19 protein-coding genes are annotated in these 16,768 nt (G+C 46.4%); 17 read left to right on the forward strand and 2 right to left on the reverse strand.

What is annotated here, in order from left to right; all coding sequences use genetic code 11:
• The first annotated feature begins 76 nt into the window (after window positions 1–76).
• The 4 genes from H6797_02245 to H6797_02260 all read left to right on the forward strand — a co-directional run bounded on the left by H6797_02245 (window position 77) and on the right by H6797_02260 (window position 2,534).
• Window positions 77–571, forward strand: a complete 495-nt coding sequence (locus H6797_02245; GenBank protein USN96989.1) for a phosphatase PAP2 family protein — start codon at window positions 77–79, stop codon at window positions 569–571.
• 68 nt (window positions 572–639) lie between these two features.
• Window positions 640–1,134, forward strand: coding sequence for a hypothetical protein (locus tag H6797_02250; protein USN96990.1), 495 nt, complete (start codon window positions 640–642; stop codon window positions 1,132–1,134).
• Window positions 1,135–1,157: 23 nt separating this feature from the next.
• Window positions 1,158–2,222: a DNA recombination protein RmuC gene (locus tag H6797_02255; protein ID USN96991.1), complete on the forward strand. Its 1,065-nt coding sequence runs from the start codon at window positions 1,158–1,160 to the stop codon at window positions 2,220–2,222.
• A 12-nt stretch (window positions 2,223–2,234) separates the two neighbouring features.
• On the forward strand, window positions 2,235–2,534 hold the full coding sequence (locus H6797_02260; GenBank protein USN96992.1) for a hypothetical protein: 300 nt from the start codon (window positions 2,235–2,237) through the stop codon (window positions 2,532–2,534).
• 60 nt (window positions 2,535–2,594) lie between these two features.
• Here the strand turns inward: H6797_02260 and H6797_02265 are convergent, their stop codons facing one another.
• On the reverse strand, window positions 2,595–3,419 hold the full coding sequence (locus tag H6797_02265) for an aquaporin (GenBank protein USN96993.1): 825 nt from the start codon (window positions 3,417–3,419) through the stop codon (window positions 2,595–2,597).
• Between the two features lie 112 nt (window positions 3,420–3,531).
• On the opposite strand from H6797_02265, the gene H6797_02270 reads away from it, so the two are divergent.
• The 11 genes from H6797_02270 (at window position 3,532) to H6797_02320 (ending at window position 15,018) form a co-directional block, all read left to right on the forward strand.
• On the forward strand, window positions 3,532–3,780 hold the full coding sequence (locus H6797_02270) for a hypothetical protein (protein ID USN96994.1): 249 nt from the start codon (window positions 3,532–3,534) through the stop codon (window positions 3,778–3,780).
• Between the two features lie 21 nt (window positions 3,781–3,801).
• Window positions 3,802–4,839: a phenylalanine--tRNA ligase subunit alpha gene (pheS, locus tag H6797_02275; protein ID USN96995.1), complete on the forward strand. Its 1,038-nt coding sequence runs from the start codon at window positions 3,802–3,804 to the stop codon at window positions 4,837–4,839.
• A complete protein-coding gene (gene pheT / locus H6797_02280; GenBank protein USN96996.1) occupies window positions 4,840–7,284 on the forward strand; it encodes a phenylalanine--tRNA ligase subunit beta in 2,445 nt (814 codons plus the stop codon).
• Between the two features lie 83 nt (window positions 7,285–7,367).
• A complete protein-coding gene (locus tag H6797_02285) occupies window positions 7,368–8,351 on the forward strand; it encodes a COX aromatic rich motif-containing protein (GenBank protein USN96997.1) in 984 nt (327 codons plus the stop codon).
• On the forward strand, window positions 8,336–10,297 hold the full coding sequence (locus tag H6797_02290) for a cbb3-type cytochrome c oxidase subunit I (protein ID USN96998.1): 1,962 nt from the start codon (window positions 8,336–8,338) through the stop codon (window positions 10,295–10,297). Before H6797_02285 ends, H6797_02290 begins: the two co-directional genes overlap by 16 nt.
• A complete protein-coding gene (cyoC, locus tag H6797_02295; GenBank protein USN96999.1) occupies window positions 10,294–10,878 on the forward strand; it encodes a cytochrome o ubiquinol oxidase subunit III in 585 nt (194 codons plus the stop codon). The genes H6797_02290 and cyoC overlap by 4 nt, the downstream gene beginning before the upstream one ends.
• Window positions 10,875–11,219, forward strand: a complete 345-nt coding sequence (cyoD, locus tag H6797_02300) for a cytochrome o ubiquinol oxidase subunit IV (protein USN97000.1) — start codon at window positions 10,875–10,877, stop codon at window positions 11,217–11,219. Before cyoC ends, cyoD begins: the two co-directional genes overlap by 4 nt.
• 54 nt (window positions 11,220–11,273) lie before the next feature.
• The gene (cyoE, locus tag H6797_02305; GenBank protein USN97001.1) at window positions 11,274–12,140 is read left to right on the forward strand and encodes a protoheme IX farnesyltransferase; all 867 of its coding nucleotides are present in this window, start codon (window positions 11,274–11,276) and stop codon (window positions 12,138–12,140) included.
• A 19-nt stretch (window positions 12,141–12,159) separates the two neighbouring features.
• Window positions 12,160–13,347, forward strand: coding sequence for an FAD-dependent oxidoreductase (locus tag H6797_02310; GenBank protein USN97002.1), 1,188 nt, complete (start codon window positions 12,160–12,162; stop codon window positions 13,345–13,347).
• A 78-nt stretch (window positions 13,348–13,425) separates the two neighbouring features.
• Window positions 13,426–13,989 carry an FKBP-type peptidyl-prolyl cis-trans isomerase gene (locus H6797_02315; GenBank protein ID USN97003.1) on the forward strand — a complete coding sequence of 188 codons (564 nt, stop codon included), beginning with the start codon at window positions 13,426–13,428 and terminating at the stop codon, window positions 13,987–13,989.
• Window positions 13,990–14,043: 54 nt separating this feature from the next.
• Window positions 14,044–15,018, forward strand: a complete 975-nt coding sequence (locus H6797_02320; protein USN97004.1) for an FAD-dependent oxidoreductase — start codon at window positions 14,044–14,046, stop codon at window positions 15,016–15,018.
• 18 nt (window positions 15,019–15,036) lie between these two features.
• Here H6797_02320 and H6797_02325 read toward each other — a convergent pair whose 3' ends face one another.
• On the reverse strand, window positions 15,037–15,696 hold the full coding sequence (locus H6797_02325) for a glycerophosphodiester phosphodiesterase (protein USN97005.1): 660 nt from the start codon (window positions 15,694–15,696) through the stop codon (window positions 15,037–15,039).
• A gap of 59 nt (window positions 15,697–15,755) precedes the next feature.
• On the opposite strand from H6797_02325, the gene H6797_02330 reads away from it, so the two are divergent.
• Window positions 15,756–16,283: an inorganic diphosphatase gene (locus tag H6797_02330; protein USN97006.1), complete on the forward strand. Its 528-nt coding sequence runs from the start codon at window positions 15,756–15,758 to the stop codon at window positions 16,281–16,283.
• A gap of 2 nt (window positions 16,284–16,285) precedes the next feature.
• On the forward strand, window positions 16,286–16,756 hold the full coding sequence (locus H6797_02335) for an NUDIX hydrolase (protein USN97007.1): 471 nt from the start codon (window positions 16,286–16,288) through the stop codon (window positions 16,754–16,756).
• Window positions 16,757–16,768: the final 12 nt, after the last annotated feature.

The following is a 16,768-nucleotide window of genomic DNA, read 5'->3' on the forward strand; positions in this document are numbered from 1 at the left end:
TAAGGTTTACTCAGTTGTAATTCGATGACGTGCGGTTGCTATTGAAGCTGCTGGTAACCGGCGTATACTAAAGGAGATGCAATTTATCACTCGACTCATCGCCGACGGTACATTAATCCCTATCGTTCTCATTGGGCTATATGCACTTACTTATAAAGTACCGGCAAAAAGTCGATATGCTGCGTATTCTAGGGTGCTCATGGCGGGACTAACGACGCTACTCGTAGCAAAATACATGGCTACGTTGTGGCAGCCGACGGGCGAGCGACCGTTTCAGATATTAGGTGTCGCACCGGGTGCTGCTTACTTACCGAATCCTGGTTTTCCATCTGACCACGCCATTCTTTCTGCCTCAATTTTATATGCAGTATGGTTTGAGACTAGATCAAAATTATGGACTCGAGTACTCGTGGTACTCGTACTGTTAGTGTGCGTGGGTCGTGTTTTGGCACTTGTGCATACTCCGATGGATATCTTGGGTGGCTTAATCGCTGCAACCGTAGGTGCGATATGGTACTTTACTCCTCGAATTGGAAATGACTTACCTAAGCGACACAAGCGCGCGAAGTAAGTTAATTCACAGGTCTTTCTATTTATTTATACTTCGACTGGATGCTACAATAGAAGAAAGGAAAAACCATGGCCTGGAGAGATTCGACAGATACGCACCAGCTTTTGGGAGGGCTCATCGATATGCCGCAGCAGCATGTCATACGAATAATACTCTTGGGTGTTGGACTGGGAGTCGTCGGCTTTTTACTTTCATTTATCATTAGAGATGTTATTTTGGTGCCGGTTTTTTGTGGAAATGTCCCGATTAGTAAGTGTTCTGGGGTAGCAGACAACGCCGCAAATATCGCGAATGTGATCGTGGCAATCGCAGGATTGCTTGGTTTGGTTCGCTTGAGTGTGTATCGACCGCTGCTTATCGTACTCGCGGTAGTTCTGTCGTTTTGGGGCCTGGGAGGACTTATGACGAATTTGTCGTGGTTCGAGGCATTGTCATGGTGGGTTTTGCTATATGCGATTGGGTACACCGCTTTTGCGTGGTTGGTGCGTCCGCGCGCCTTTGCGCCTACGCTGTTAATCGTTGTCTTAGCTGTCATATTGATTCGCTGGTTGCCAACACTATAGTTCATTGTCGAACATAAGCTATAATGAGTGCTATGGAACTTATTATTTTGGGTATTGTGATAATCGGCCTCGTGGCAATCATTGTCGTGCTGCTTCAACGTACGCGCGACACACAAGGAGGAGGATCTGTTGATCTTATTAAGTCCGACGTGACGGAGTTGAATAGGTCTATCATGAAGTTGCAAGAAAGCATGGGAGACAAGTTGGAGCGCAACAACGATACTATGCAGAAGTCCGTACAAAAACAATTGACGGAGAGCGCAAAGTTAATTGCAGACGTCACGCAACGATTGGCAAAGCTGGACGAGACGAATCGGCGAGTCGTCGATGTAGCGGATGAATTAAAAACGCTGCAAAACGTACTGCAAAATCCAAAACAACGAGGCGTGTTCGGAGAATTTTATTTGGAAAGCGTTTTAGACAATGTTATGTCGCCGAAACAATACCAAACTCAGTACAAGTTTAAGGACGGCAAGATCGTCGATGCGGTAATCTTTCTCGAAAAGGGACAGATTTTACCTATCGATAGTAAATTCTCACTAGAAAATTATAATCGTATGGTAGAAAGTAAAGACAAAGCAGAGCGTGACAGGTTACTGCAAAAAGTTAAGGTTGACCTGAAGGGTCGCATAGACGAAACCGCTGATTACATACGACCAAGTGAAAATACGATGGATTTTGCATTTATGTTTATTCCGAGCGAGGCGCTTTACTACGATCTGCTCATTAGTAATATCGGCGCCAGTAGTAAAGATTTAATCGAATATGCATTTCGCGACAAGCGAGTCATTATTGTCAGTCCGACTAGCTTTATGGCGTATCTGCAGACGGTTCTACAGGGATTGCGCAGCTTGCAGATCGAAGAACAGGCAAAGGACATACAGGTACGAGTGGGCAAGCTTGGCCAGCATATTGGCCGGTTTGAAACATACATGCAAAAGCTTGGTAATTCACTTGGTACGACAGTCAATCACTTTAATAGCGCCCATAAAGAGCTCGGTAAGGTAGATAAAGACATCGTCAAGATAGCCGGCAGTAACAGTGGCGTAGAACCGCTTTTGCTCGACAAACCGGCCGTAGATGAATAAAATTCGTAGGCAATGAGTGAACGTAACGATGAGCAAGTATTGCTTCCTGTAGTGTCTGAGGAGACGGTAGATGTCCGCGTGCATGATTTTGCTGAGTCTGATTCCCGTGAGTATGTAGGCAGAATGTTTGGTAAATTTATGAATGAGCAGCCGCATCTTGCTGAAGTAGTCACGAACTATATTAGTCGAGCGGCGCAGTCGAATGCTGAAGCAGCAAAAATGGCGACTGTTGCGATAGTGATGTATGAGCACTTGAGTATTCAAGCTGAAGTGGATGAGTTAGACAGACAATTTAATTCACAACAAGAATAATATATAGACAATAAATAGACCCCGCTCATGCGGGGTTTATTTATTGTGTTCAGTACTTTACTAAACTTCGACTGCGTCGCGTAGTGCGAAGCCAACGACACCACCAACGAGTGGTGCAACTAGGTAGGCAGCAACTGCAAACCAGTCAATGTTTACCCAGTCAACAGCTGAAGCTGCTACGGCGATTGCTGGGTTTAGTACGATGTTAGCGCCAACATAGCTTACGGATACACCGGCAATAAGCATTGCGACGAACAGGCCGAAACCGGCTGTGATCGACTTAGCAACACGGTCGGTCTTTTCGCGCCATGCGCTTGCAAAAGCGAATGCAAAGATGGTGCTACCGAGAAGCTCGGCGAAGAATACGTACCAGTGGCTGTTGTTGGTGAGCGCTGCAAGCTTGAATACGTCAGGAGTAGCTTGACCAAGTGCAGAAGTGGATGACGCGTCTGTGTGGTAGCCGCTGATGAATGTTGACAGCACGACGTAAGCAGCGCCTGCGCCGAGAAGCTGTGCCAACACGTATGTAAGTGCGCGAACGTTGCCTAGCTTACGAGTAACCCATGCACCTACGGTGACGACAGGGTTTAGGTGTGCACCAGAAAGCGTGCCGACCATAAGTAGCAACGTGACAAGCACGAAGCCCATGTATAGTGGTTCGCCCTTTGTGACTAAGTAAGCGCTAGTTAGTAGAAATGCACCAATGAACTCACCGATGAGAGCTGCTGCTACGACAGTTCTCTTGTCGGTTAGCTTGAAGCGTGGAACCGATAGAGATTTTTTCGTTGTACTAACGGCCTTTACGGTTGTTTCAGTTTTTTTTGTAGATGGGCTTTTTGACCGGGTGGTTTTTTTTGCAGTAGAGCCGGCTTTTTTAGTCGCCATGGAATTCCCTCCTTGTATAGAAATTATGTGCTCAGTATAACATAACCTGAACGATATACTAGACCAAAGCGTCGACGCAATGAACAGTGGTTTATGGAGTATAATGATATATATGGGAATCATAGTAAACCAAGATGACAGACGGACAGAGTTGCAGAAACGTATTGCCGCAGATTTGACCGACAAAGCCAAAAAAAAGAGTGAACCACAAGGCGATATGCCAGACGGTGTCGATGACTCTGCGTACATGGAAGGTACGTCGTCGACGTCACGATTTGCAGGAGTATGGATTTTACTCATAGCCGTGATTATCGTTGCGGCTGTTATATATTTATTAGTCTCGTCTGGCAATCACAAGTAAGATAATTTATACTCTAGCTTAATGATCGATACCAATGAACTGCGCGAAAATTTGCTACAGCGCATCCGTGAAAGCAATCAGCCACACGAAGTGTTGCGAACTCCTGAACTCAGGGCGCTTGCTGATGGGCTGAGGGACTTGCCGCCTGAAGAGCGATCTGGTGCCGGCCGCGCGCTCAATGAATTGAAGCAGTCACTGCAGGCGGCCGTGCAGGAGCGTGAAAATGAATTGCTTGACCAAGCCGTAGTGCCAATCGACGTAACGGCTCCGATGGATGTTAATAGCGCCTTGCCTACACTTTTATCAACGGAGCGGGGTACGGTGCATCCAATTTCGCGCGAGATTGCCGTGATGAGCGACATTTTACAGCGCATGGGCTTTACTGTTTATGAGTCGCGTGAGATTGACGATCAATATCACATGTTTGAATCTTTGAACTTTCCCGCCGGACACCCCGCTCGTGACGATTTTGATACATTTATGACTGTTGAGACTGACAAAGACGGTGAGCCGCTTATAGCGCCCGCGCATACGAGTACTATGCAAAACCGCATAATGCGTGAACTCGCACCGCAACTTGAACGTGGCCTGCCAGTTGCTGCGGCGTCAATTGATCGCGTGTTTCGAAACGAAGATCTGGACCCGCGCCATGAACACACGTTTTATCAGCACGAAGGTATATTTATAGACAAAGACGTTCACGCCGGTATGCTTGTCGCTACGCTCAAGACATTTCTGGAGAGTTACTATCAGACTGAGCTCAACGTCCGCGTTAATCCGTTTTACTTTCCATTTACCGAACCATCATTCGAGTTCTCGCTCAGCTGTCCGTTCTGTAAGGGTGAGGGTTGCAACGTTTGCTCACAGTCTGGATGGATTGAATTACTTGGCTGCGGCATGATTCATCCTAATGTGCTCAGGATGGCAGGGATTAACCCCGAAGTCTATACCGGCTTTGCATGGGGCGGCGGTGTTGATCGATTGGTTATGATGAAACGCGGCGTCGAAGACGTGCGACATTTTGAATCAGCAAAATTAGATTTTTTGAGGCAGTTTTAAATGAAAGTTAGTCTAAATACAGTAAAGCAATACACGACTGTCGACTTACCGATCGATGAGCTAGTGACGCGTATCAACGAGCAGCTAGGCGGCGTAGAAGAGATTATAGATATTGCGGAAAAGTATCGCGGAATAACTATCGTACGAGTAGTCGAATGCGGGCCACTTGAAGGTACGGATCATCTGAACGTGACGAAAGTTGATGACGGCGGCGTGGTCGAGGGCGTGGAACGAGATGCGAATGGTTTGGTGCAGGTTGTGTGCGGAGCGCCAAATGTGCGTGCGGGAATGCTGGCCGTATGGTTAGCGCCGGGTGTAACGGTTCCCGAGTCGTATGATGAAGCTGAGCCGTTCGTACTTGGTGCCAAGCCTCTTCGTAGCGTGATGAGTAATGGCATGTTGGCAAGTCCAAAAGAACTTTCTTTTGGTGATTCGCATGAAGGTATTCTCGAAATTGATCCAAACGAATGGAAGCCCGGTGGTATTGAAATTAAAGAGGGTACGGATTTTGCGCAGGCTTATGGTCTGAACGATACGGTGATTGATATTGAAAATAAAATGTTTACTCATCGGCCGGACTGCTTTGGTCAGCTGGGAGTCGCGCGAGAGATTGCGGGTATATTGGGCAAAAAATTCGTAAGTCCAAACTGGTATAAAGATACGGTAGAGTTTGGTGGCGGCGAAGGATTGAACCTCGAAGTGCAGAACGATGCACCTGACAAGGTTTCGCGCTTTATGGCCGTTGCCATCAAAGACGTGACCGTAAAACCTAGCCCTGTGTGGCTGCAAGCTGAATTGGTGCGTCTGGGCGCAAAGCCAATCAACAATATTGTCGACGTCACGAATTATGTGATGTTACTCACGGCACAGCCAATGCACGCTTATGACTATGACAAAGTTGGCAGTAAGCTTGGCGTACGCATGGCGCATGATGGCGAACTGATTGCGCTACTTAATGGTAAAAATGCTGAATTGAATTCGTCTGACATTGTCATCACTGACGGCGAAAAAGCTATCGGGATTGGTGGCGTCATGGGCGGTAGCGAGACAGAAGTTTCGGACGACACGAAAAATATTATCTTGGAATGTGCCAACTTTGACATGTATACGTTGCGCCGCACGAGTATGCGCCATGGTTTGTTTACTGACGCAGTGACACGGTTTACGAAAGGCCAGTCACCATTACAAAATCCAGCAGTACTACAACTTGCTATGAAGTCGGTATACGATGTCGCCGGTGGCCAGCAGGCAAGTGATGTTGTCGACGTGAATCATGTCGATGGGTCGCGCGATATGCGATCAATTGAAGTTGCATTTATCAACAAGCGCCTGGGGCTGGCTTTGTCTTCAAGTGAAGTAGCTTCACTTTTGGGCAACGTTGAGTTTACCATTGATGCAAGTGCCGAAGACCGCTTGAGTTATGACGTACCGTTTTGGCGTACCGACATAGAGATCTCCGAGGACGTCGTAGAAGAAGTTGGGCGTTTATTTGGTTTTGATAAATTGCCGCAGGAATTGCCACGTCGCACACTTACGCCTGCGCCGGTCAGCCCGCGACAAGTACTCAAGGCGAAGCTTCGCGATACGTTGAGCCGCGCTGGTGCCAACGAAGTTTTGACATATAGTTTTATACACAAGAATTTATTAGAAAAGGCTGGCCAAGACATTGAAGATACGTATAAGTTATCAAATGCTCTTAGTCCCGATTTGCAATACTTGCGCCGGACTGTCCTTCCGAGTTTGCTTGACAAGGTCAACATGAATGTTCGTGCAGGCTATGATAAGTTTGCGATTTTCGAGATTGGTAAGGGCCACAAAAAGTCGGCCGGTCGCGATGATCAAGGCGTGCCTGTTGAGCAGCAGTACGTTGCTATGGTGCTTGCAGGCGGTGATTTTTATCAGGCAAAGGCGTTTACTGAATTTATAGCCAAGTCACTTGCCGTGCAGTTTGAATATGTATCGGTTAAGCAGAGTGAAATCTTTGAACCAAAAAGAAGCGCTCATATATATGTTGGTGAAAAAGTTGTTGGTGTGATTGGCGAATACCGTGCGTTAATAAAGAAGAACTTTAAATTGCCAGATGTTGCTAGCGGAGTTGAGATTGATTTTGATGGACTGCTTAACGCCACGAAAAATGCAAAAGAAAGTTATCGACCACTTAGTAAATTCCCAAGTGCTGAACGTGACGTGACTCTTCAAGTTTCGCGAGATAGTTCGTTCACCGACGTAGAGGGCGCGGTTATCGAAAGCCTATCCTCGACAGGCCTAGATGTGCTCGTTTCACCCTTGGGAATTTACCAGCCAGACGAGGGCGACACAAAGAACGTTACATTACGGTTGAAGCTAACCTCGTACGAAAAGACAATGACTGGCGATGAAGTCGCGGTCATTATGAGAGCGTTAGAGCAACATGTTTCGTCCAAAATCAATGCTTCTATCATATAGATGCAGTACGTATAGATTTAATTTGTAGACTTTAAAATACCGTCTGGCATCTGACGACCATTTCGTATAGAATAGGCATTAGCATGAAGAAACGGGGTAAGTCTTTTTGGAATCCAATTCGCGTAGCGATCTGTGTCGTGCTTTTGTTTGTTGCGGTCGGGGTGGCTCTTTGGGCGTACTTGCAGGGTAAAAATGTTGCCGTGCTAGATCCGCAAGGTGTCGTAGCGGCACACGAAAAAAGCCTCATGATCTTTACTCTTTTATTAAGTTTAGTGGTTGTCGTACCTGTATTTACTATGCTGTTTACAATCGCCTGGCGTTACCGCGAAGGCAACCCAAAAAAGGTAAAGTACACACCCGACGTTGACGGAAGTCGCTGGATGGAAACGCTCTGGTGGGGCGTCCCAATCGTTATCATCGGTATATTATGCGTGGTGACATGGGTTAGTACGCATCAACTCGATCCTTACCGAGCTCTTGACTCCAAGGTTAAGCCATTTCGCGTACAAGTCGTCGCACTGCAGTGGAAGTGGTTATTTATCTATCCTGATTATCACGTAGCGTCGCTCAACCAACTTAAGATTCCTGCTAAAACACCTGTGAATTTTGAGATTACTGCAGACGGTCCTATGAGCGCATTTTGGGTGCCAAATCTTGGTACTCAGACATATGCTATGACAGGCATGTCTGCGCAGCTCAGCCTCATGGCCGATCATGCGGGCACGTACCGTGGCAGCAATAGCAATATTAGCGGCACGGGGTATGCGGACATGACTTTTGACGTACAGGCCTTGCCAACACGACAGGCGTTCTATGAATGGGCAAAGTCGATTGCTAACGATCAGTGTCGTGAACACCTGGCCTGGGATGAATATGAACAATTAGCAAAGCCGAGTATAGTGAATCATGCTGTTTATTATCACCTCCACGATGACAAGCTGTATACTGATGTGGTGAACAAATACATGATGACCGGTATGGATATGAATCGTATGAACATGAGTCACTCAGATGATCATGGCGGTGATGATGATGTTGATGGAGGTAGTCAATGTGGGGTAGGTTAGGTCTTGACGCAATTCAGACCAATCCGGTTACATTGGGTGCTGTCGTTGGCGCTCTTGTCGGAGTATTGGCTGTTGTAGTCGGGCTGACATACTTCAAAAAATGGAGCTGGCTATGGCGCGAATGGTTGACATCTCTTGATCCTAAGAAAATTGGTGTCATGTATATCGTCGTGGCGTTTATCATGTTGCTGCGAGGTTTGGCAGATGCGGCTATGCTACGAGCGCAACAGGCTGTTTTTGCGACTGGCCCGCATAGTCCGATTTCTCCTGATATGTTTCAACAGGTCTTTACGGCACATGGTACGATTATGATCTTTTTCGTAGCCATGGGTATTATATTCGGAATTATCAATTTGATTATGCCTCTCCAGATTGGAGCACGCGACGTCGCATTCCCCCTATTAAACGCCATTAGTTTTTGGTTGTTCGCAGCTGGCATGGTTCTCATAAACGTGAGCTTGGGGCTAGGTGAGTTTGCTGCTGCCGGATGGTTGGCGTACCCGCCACTTTCAGAACTGGCATACAGTCCGGGGACGGGGATTGATTATTGGATATGGAGCTTACAGATAGCCGGCATAGGTAGCTTACTCTCAGGTGTGAATTTCCTGGTTACGATCTTTACTATGCGCAGGCCCGGCATGACACTTATGAAAATGCCTGTATTCGTGTGGTCAGTAGTCGGTAGTTTATTGCTCGTTGCATTTGCGTTCCCCATACTCACGGCAACACTTGCCATGCTGGCACTTGATCGCACGCTCGGCATGCACTTCTTTACCGCCGACATGGGGGGCAATCCAATGATGTATATCAATTTAATTTGGGCTTGGGGGCACCCCGAGGTATACATTCTTGTTTTACCGGCGTTTGGTATATTTTCTGAAATCGTTCCCGTGTTTAGTCGCAAGAAGCTATTTGGTTATAAGAGCATGGTTTGGGCTATTATCGCCATTATGCTGCTGTCGTTTACTGTTTGGCTGCACCATTTCTTTACTATGGGCGCGGGCGCCGATGTTAATGCGTTCTTTGGCATTATGACCATGGTGATTGCCATACCTACGGGGGTTAAGGTCTTTAACTGGATATTTACTATGTATCGTGGTCGAGTGAGCTTTACTACACCAATGCTATGGTTCATGGGATTTGTAACGACATTTACACTTGGGGGCGTGACTGGGGTTCTCATGGCGGTACCCGGTATTGATTTTCAGGTCCACAACAGCCTGTTTTTGGTGGCCCACTTCCACAATATGATTATTGGCGGAGTTGTCTTCGGCGCCTTTGCAGGATTTGCCTACTGGTTCCCGAAGTTTACAGGTTTTCGTTTGCACGAAGGCCTAGGAAAAATTGCCTTTTGGTGCTGGCTAATCGGTTTCCTTGTCGCGTTTATACCACTTTATATTCTTGGCTTTATGGGTGCCGTACGACGACTTGATCATTACGATCCGAGTCTTGGGTGGCAGGGGCTGTTCATCGTTGCCGGCGTCGGTGTGATGATTATTCTAATCGGTGTGCTCTTCCAGGTGCTTCAACTCGCCTACAGTATATGGAAGCGAAAGGAGCTTGCTGTCGGTCCTGATCCATGGGATGCTCGCACGCTTGAGTGGTCTACATCTACGCCAATTCCTGAGTACAACTTCGCTACGCTCGATGCGGTACACACTCGTGACGCCTTTTGGACTATGAAGCATTCACACAAGGAAAAGAAGTCGGTAAAGTATGAGCCGATTCACGTACCAAAAAACACTGGTTTTGGCGTGTATATCGGTGCCATCGCATTCGTCATTGGCTTTGCAATTATCTGGCATATTTGGTGGTTGATGGCCGTTGGTTTTATGGCCTTGATCGCAACTGTTGTAGCATCGACGCAACGCGAGGATACCGAAAAGACATTTTCCGTACATCAAATTACTGCTACTGAAGCTAAGTTATGGGGTACTGATGTATGAGTGAGAAAACTGAAGTAGTCGCACTGCTCAATAGGACGACCGTTGGATTCTGGTTGTATCTCATGACTGACTGTATATTGTTTGCGAGTTTGTTTGCTACATATGTAGTGTTGAGGGGTGAGACGGCAGGCGGGCCAAGTGGTCACGAAATCTTTGAAATGCCAACGGCGCTCGCTGAGACTATTATTCTGTTGACGAGTAGCTTCACGAGCGGAATGGCGCTCATAGCTATGAAACAAAAGAATATTCGGCAGTTGTATGTTGCTCTTGCCGCCACGTATCTGCTGGGTGTATCATTCCTGACTATCGAAATAAGTGAGTTTTCCAAATTTGTGGCCGAAGGGCACGGCTGGCAACAAAGTGCGTTTTTGTCGTCATTCTTTACGCTGGTTGGTACGCATGGACTTCACATACTGACTGGACTTATTTGGCTATTGGTATTGGTGACGGTCTTGGCACGCAAAGGCTTGACGGATAAGTTGGTACGACAAATGACGCTCTTTGGTTTGTTTTGGCACTTCCTTGACTTGGTATGGATATTTATCTTCACGGTTGTATACCTCATAGGAGTTGCTACATGAGAACTAGATATGTAGCTGGGTATGTACTGTCACTCATCCTGACACTCTTGGCTTATGATGCTGTAGTTAATCATTTCACGTATGGTTTTCAGCTATTACTTTTACTTGGTGTGTTGGCTGTAATCCAAGCGGTTGTGCAGCTGGTGTTCTTCCTTCACATAGATCAAGAAAGCGGTCCGCGATACAAGCTCATTACATTTTTAGTCATGATAGTTATGCTGCTTATCGTAGTGGTTGGGTCATTCTGGATTATGTACCATCTTAATTACAACATGATGCAATTGTCGCCAGACGCAAAGACGAACTTGATGCTCAACAAGTACGATAAGGGCGGCTTCTAAATAACTATATCTTCGATGACGTAGGTTGCTGTTTAAGATGATAGAATAGTTATCATGGAACGGCGGACGAAATCTTACCTGCAGTTGATCAAGCCGGGAATTACTCTTAGCAATAGTATGACAGCGGCCGCTGGGTTTTTTCTTGCAGCTAGTCAGTTTGGGTTTTCGTGGTCGCGATTCGCCGGCACGATAGGTGGTGTGGCGTTAATTATTGCATCCGCCTGTGTAGTGAATAATATCTATGATCGAAACATTGACGCAAAGATGAGTCGGACGAAGGGCCGTGAAATAGCGTCTGGGCATATTACACTTCAAATGGCCGCACTCTATGCGATGGCGTTGGGATCATTAGGGCTGTGGTTGCTATATACGTTTACGAATCAAACTACGGTGCTTCTTGGGTTATTGTCATATTTTTGGTATGTCGTCGTGTATAGTGTCGCCAAACGTACGACACCTTTATCGACAGTTATTGGTGCAGTGTGTGGCGCGTTACCCCCGATGGCAGGATACGCGGCTTTAGCGGGCAAGATTGACGATACAGCTTGGGTGTTGTTTTGGGTTCTTATGGTTTGGCAGTTGCCACATTTTTACGCGATAGCAATTTTCCGAGAAAACGACTATCGTAAAGCTAATTTGCCGGTGTGGTCTGTGTTGCTTGGGGCTGAAAATACCAAGGCTCAGATATTGTTTTGGGTTGCTGTATTTACAATCGTCGTTGCGCTACCTTCAGTAATTGGGGCGACAGGCAACATATATCTAACTGTTATGCTTGCGCTGAGTGTGTACTGGTTGGCGCAGGGTGTTTGGTACTATCGACGTGAAAAAACTGATCGATGGGCAAAGCGCATGTTCGGTATCTCACTTGTTGTGCTTTTGACTTTTTGCGCCATGATAAGCGTTGGCGGAATCATAGCATAAGTGCTATTATTGAAACAATATGAAAATTACTATAGTAGGTGGCGGCTTCGGTGGTGTCAAAACAGCACTCGAACTGTCCAAGAACAAACACAATCGAATCACGCTTATCAGCGATAGGCCTGACTTTCAATATTATCCCGCACTATATGGCACAGCGACTGGCCATAGTCATTTAGAATCATGGGTACCGCTTGGCACGATTTTTGCTGGCAAAATGAATGTCGATGTCGTGATTGACAATATTACGTCGCTCGACCCCAAAGTCAAAACCTTACAAAGCAAAAATGGAAACACGTATCACTACGAACATTTAGTGCTAGCACTTGGGGCAGTTACAACATACTTCGGCATCGAAGGACTTGATCAATACGCATTCGGTATTAAGTCTGAGGAAGAGATCAAGGAACTGAAACACCATCTGTATCAAGAAATAGCCGAACAACATGAAGTCGAAAAACAATACGTTGTAATTGGCGGTGGCCCTACGGGCGTTGAGCTAGCATCGGCACTCGGCTCATACATTACACGCCTTTGCGGACATCATAAAGTTCCGCACGGTCGAATTGGAATTACACTTGTAGAGGCGGCTCCTCGTATATTGCCACGGATGCATCCAACGACGAGCAAAAGGGTGGCGGAGCAGCTTCGGGAATTAGGCGTTAAGGTTCAGGTTAATAAAAAAGTTGAGTCCGCTACTGTTGATGGGTTGGTGGTGAATGGCAAGCCGCTTTCGAGTCATACGATTATATGGACATCCGGTGTCGCTAATAATCCATTCTTTGCTGCAAATAGTGAACATTTTGAACTTGCTAAGAACGGCAAGGTTGTGGTTAATGATTATTTGCGAACTAAAGACGGTATCCATGTAATTGGAGACAACGCCTTTACGCCATATAGCGGTCTTGCGCAGACGGCACTTCATGACGCGCTCTTTGTCAGTCGCAATTTTGCCCGATGGCAGTCTCATAAGTCGCTAAAGAAATACAAGCCAACAACACCAGTTGTTAGTATTCCTGTAGGTAAGAATTGGGCGGTATTTGAGTGGCATTGGGTTAGGTTCTACGGCTGGCCGGCGTCGCTTATACGGCAAGCTGCAGATTTTATTGGCTATCATGACATTCTTCCTGTCGGTCAGGCGCTTGGCGCATGGCGTGCGCAGACGGTCATCGAGGAAGATTACTTTACGCCAACCCCTCAAGAGCAATAGGCGTATCTATGAAGGACTACGTGAGCACTTCTGTTTAATTTGGTATAATGGAGTGAATAGAAAGAAGAGGGAGTAAACATGTCTACCACCAAAAGCCAACGAATAGGTATATGGGTCATCGCTGTCGTGCTGACCGTTGGAACTATAGGATCATTTTTTGTTGTCATTCTCGCCAACAAAAATAACCAAGCAGATCAAGCTGCGCTACAAAAGCAGTACCAGAAGCAATTAGACGATTACAAAAAGTTACAGGAAGAAGCGAAAAAAGCCAACAAGCCACTGGATGGCTATTCGGCAACACCGTTTGACAAAAACAGCGTCACCAAGTTGAAAGTAGAGACGCTAAAAGAAGGTACGGGCGCAGTTGTCAAAGCTGATTCGACAATTACGGCAAATTACTTTGGCTGGACATCTGACGGTAGTATCTTTGATAGTACGAATAAAAATGACAAAGTAACGCCAATCGACTTTAGCCTAACTGGCGTGATTAAGGGGTGGACGAATGGTTTGACTGGCGCCAAAGTGGGCTCAACAGTCCGTTTGACTATACCTGCCGATCAAGCGTACGGCAGTAAGGACGATGGCTCGGGTCGACCGGTTGGTCCGCTCATGTTTGTCGTAGAAATCCAAGCATTGAAGTAGTTAATATGCTATACTTAGTATAGTAAAATATAAATATTAATTAGGGACGAATATATGGCAGAAGTAATAGACACAATAATGATCGGTGCGGGTCCAAGTTCGCTTGCAGCGGCAGTATATACCACTCGCGAAGATATTAAGACTGTCTTGTATGAAAAGGGTGTCATCGGCGGATTAGCTGCGATAACCGACATGGTAGACAATTACCCTGGATTTCCAGAGGGTATTGAGGGCATGAAGCTAGCTGATCAACTTCAAAAGCAGGCTGAACGGTTTGGTGCAAAAATTGAGTTCGGTCAGGTTGACTCACTCAAGGTTGATGGCGAAATTAAAAATCTTGTTGTTGATGGTCAGCCGGTACAGGCAAAGACTGTATTGATCGCAACGGGAAGTGATTACAACAAATTGGGTATTCCTGGTGAACAGGAACTTTATGGACGCGGCGTGCACTATTGTGCTACTTGTGACGGTGCATTTTACCGTGAGAAACGTTTGGTTGTTGTCGGTGGCGGCAACTCGGCAGTGCAAGAAGCTATCTTTTTGACTCGCTTTGCGACACACATTGATCTGTTGGTGCGAAGTACCGTAAAGGCAAGTGACGTATTGCAGCAGGATCTGCAGAAGTGTGTCGATGAAGGTAAAATAACTATTCACTTGGGTGTAACTCCAACTGAAATTGTGGCTGGAGATGATGGCAAGGTTACTCATGTTGCTGCAAAAAAGAATGAAGAGGACGTCAAATTTGAAACCGATGGTGTATTTATATTCGTAGGTCTAAAGCCAAATACGCAGTTCCTTGAGGGTAGCGGTATTGAGCTAGATGAACAGGGGTTGATTAAGACAAATGAACATCTGGAAACGAACTTACCAGGTGTGTTTGCTAGCGGTGATGTGCGTAGCGGGGCGACTATGCAGATTGCAAGTGCAGTTGGCGAAGGTGCCACGGCGGCACTTTCTATTCGCGAATACCTGGACAACCTACACCACGTGGAAGTTTCATCGGTTACTGAATCACCGGTCGCTGCTTAGACAAAAATAGCTAACAGGCTATAGCTTGTTAGCTATTCGATCGGGATAGTCGGTGACGACTGCGTCGATTTCTCGCCGGTCGAGTAATTTTGCCGCTTGAGGTCGGTTTACCGTATATACATAGGTGAAGATTTTCGACTTCTTGGCAATTTCAATCGCAAGTTTATTTACATGAAGACGGTGCCAGCCGACGGCAGCAAGCTTGAGTTTGCGATTGTATGTGATGAAGGCGAATGGGTTTACGCTGTGTAATAGAGCCAGGTTTATGTATTTGTTTAACGAGCGCAGCTTCCATAGTGTACGTATGTGAAATGATGAGATAAGTACATTGTCCCACTCGTTTGGCTGATTGATGTACTTTTTGTCGAGTAGGTCGTAGACAATTTCTATGCCGTCGACTGGCTTGTATTCTAGATTAAGTAATATTTCACCAAAGAATTCATCTAGTACCGACGCAAGAGTGACAACCGAACCGGCTTTTTTGAGTTCGGCGAGCGTTGACTTGCGCACGGAGTGACCATGGAGTGCGGCATCGTGGCTAAGTATAGGGGTGCCGTCAGATGTTAAGCGGACGTCGAATTCAAGTATGTCAGCACCAGCATCCTTGCCGACGCGCAAGGACTCCAAAGTGTTTTCTGGCGCCAAACCTGCTGCGCCTCGATGTCCGATTACTAACATATCCTAGCTATAGTATACTGGATGGAGACAATACAGACGAAAAGAATACAGGAGAAACAATGGCAGATTTTAACAAGATACTTACACCAGGTGATGTCGATGGCGGCGTCGTAAACGTAGTGATTGAAATTCCGGCTGGCAGCAGCCACAAGATTGAGTGGAATCGCGAACTCGCAGTGATGCAGTTAGACCGCATCGACCCAGCTATTTTCGCTAAACCTACTAACTATGGTTTCATACCACAGACGCTCGATGAAGATGGCGATGAATTGGACGCATTGATTGTAACTGACGCTCCGCTACCCACGGGTATATTCCTAGAAGCAAAGGTGATCGGTGTGATGAAGTTTGAAGATGACGGTGAAGTGGATGACAAGATTGTCGTGGTGCCTGCCGACGACCGAAATAGCGGCAATCGTATCCAGAGCCTGAGTGACATCCCACAATTGGTTAAGCAGATTGAAAACCACTTTAACCACTATAAGGATCTTAAAAAACCCGGCACTACAATTGTTAAAAGTTGGGGCGACGTCGAAGAGGCTAAGGTTGTTATACACGAATCGATTGAACGCTGGAATAATCGCTAACAATGGCAAAGACGAAGTTTGTCGCAAAGGTATTACTCCTTGATGGCAACGGAGACTTTTTGTTGCTTACGAGAAGCGACACACACCCAAGCTTGGCTGGTTTTTATGACCTGCCAGGTGGAATGATTGAAGACGGCGAAGAGCCTGGCGCTGCGGTTATAAGAGAGGTAAAAGAAGAAACTGGCATTGAATTGCCTCATCATGCAGTCAAGGTGATATACACCACGACGCATGTCATGCATGACAAAAGCTACCCTACATTGCTGTATCTTGCGCGCATAGAAATGAAGAGTCCTGATATACAGATTAGCTGGGAACATAAGTCACACGAGTGGGCCCCACTTCATCGCATGGCTGATGTTGAGCCACAGTTGGCATCTACATACCAAGAGGCGTTTGCTTATGTTCGAGCACACAATATCATTGAAGATATAGATATCGTCGTAGGCGAAATTCAGGAAGCCGCAGCTTAGTTTTTTGTATAC

This window comes from Candidatus Nomurabacteria bacterium (assembly GCA_023898645.1).
Classification (GTDB): domain Bacteria; phylum Patescibacteriota; class Saccharimonadia; order Saccharimonadales; family Saccharimonadaceae; genus UBA2112.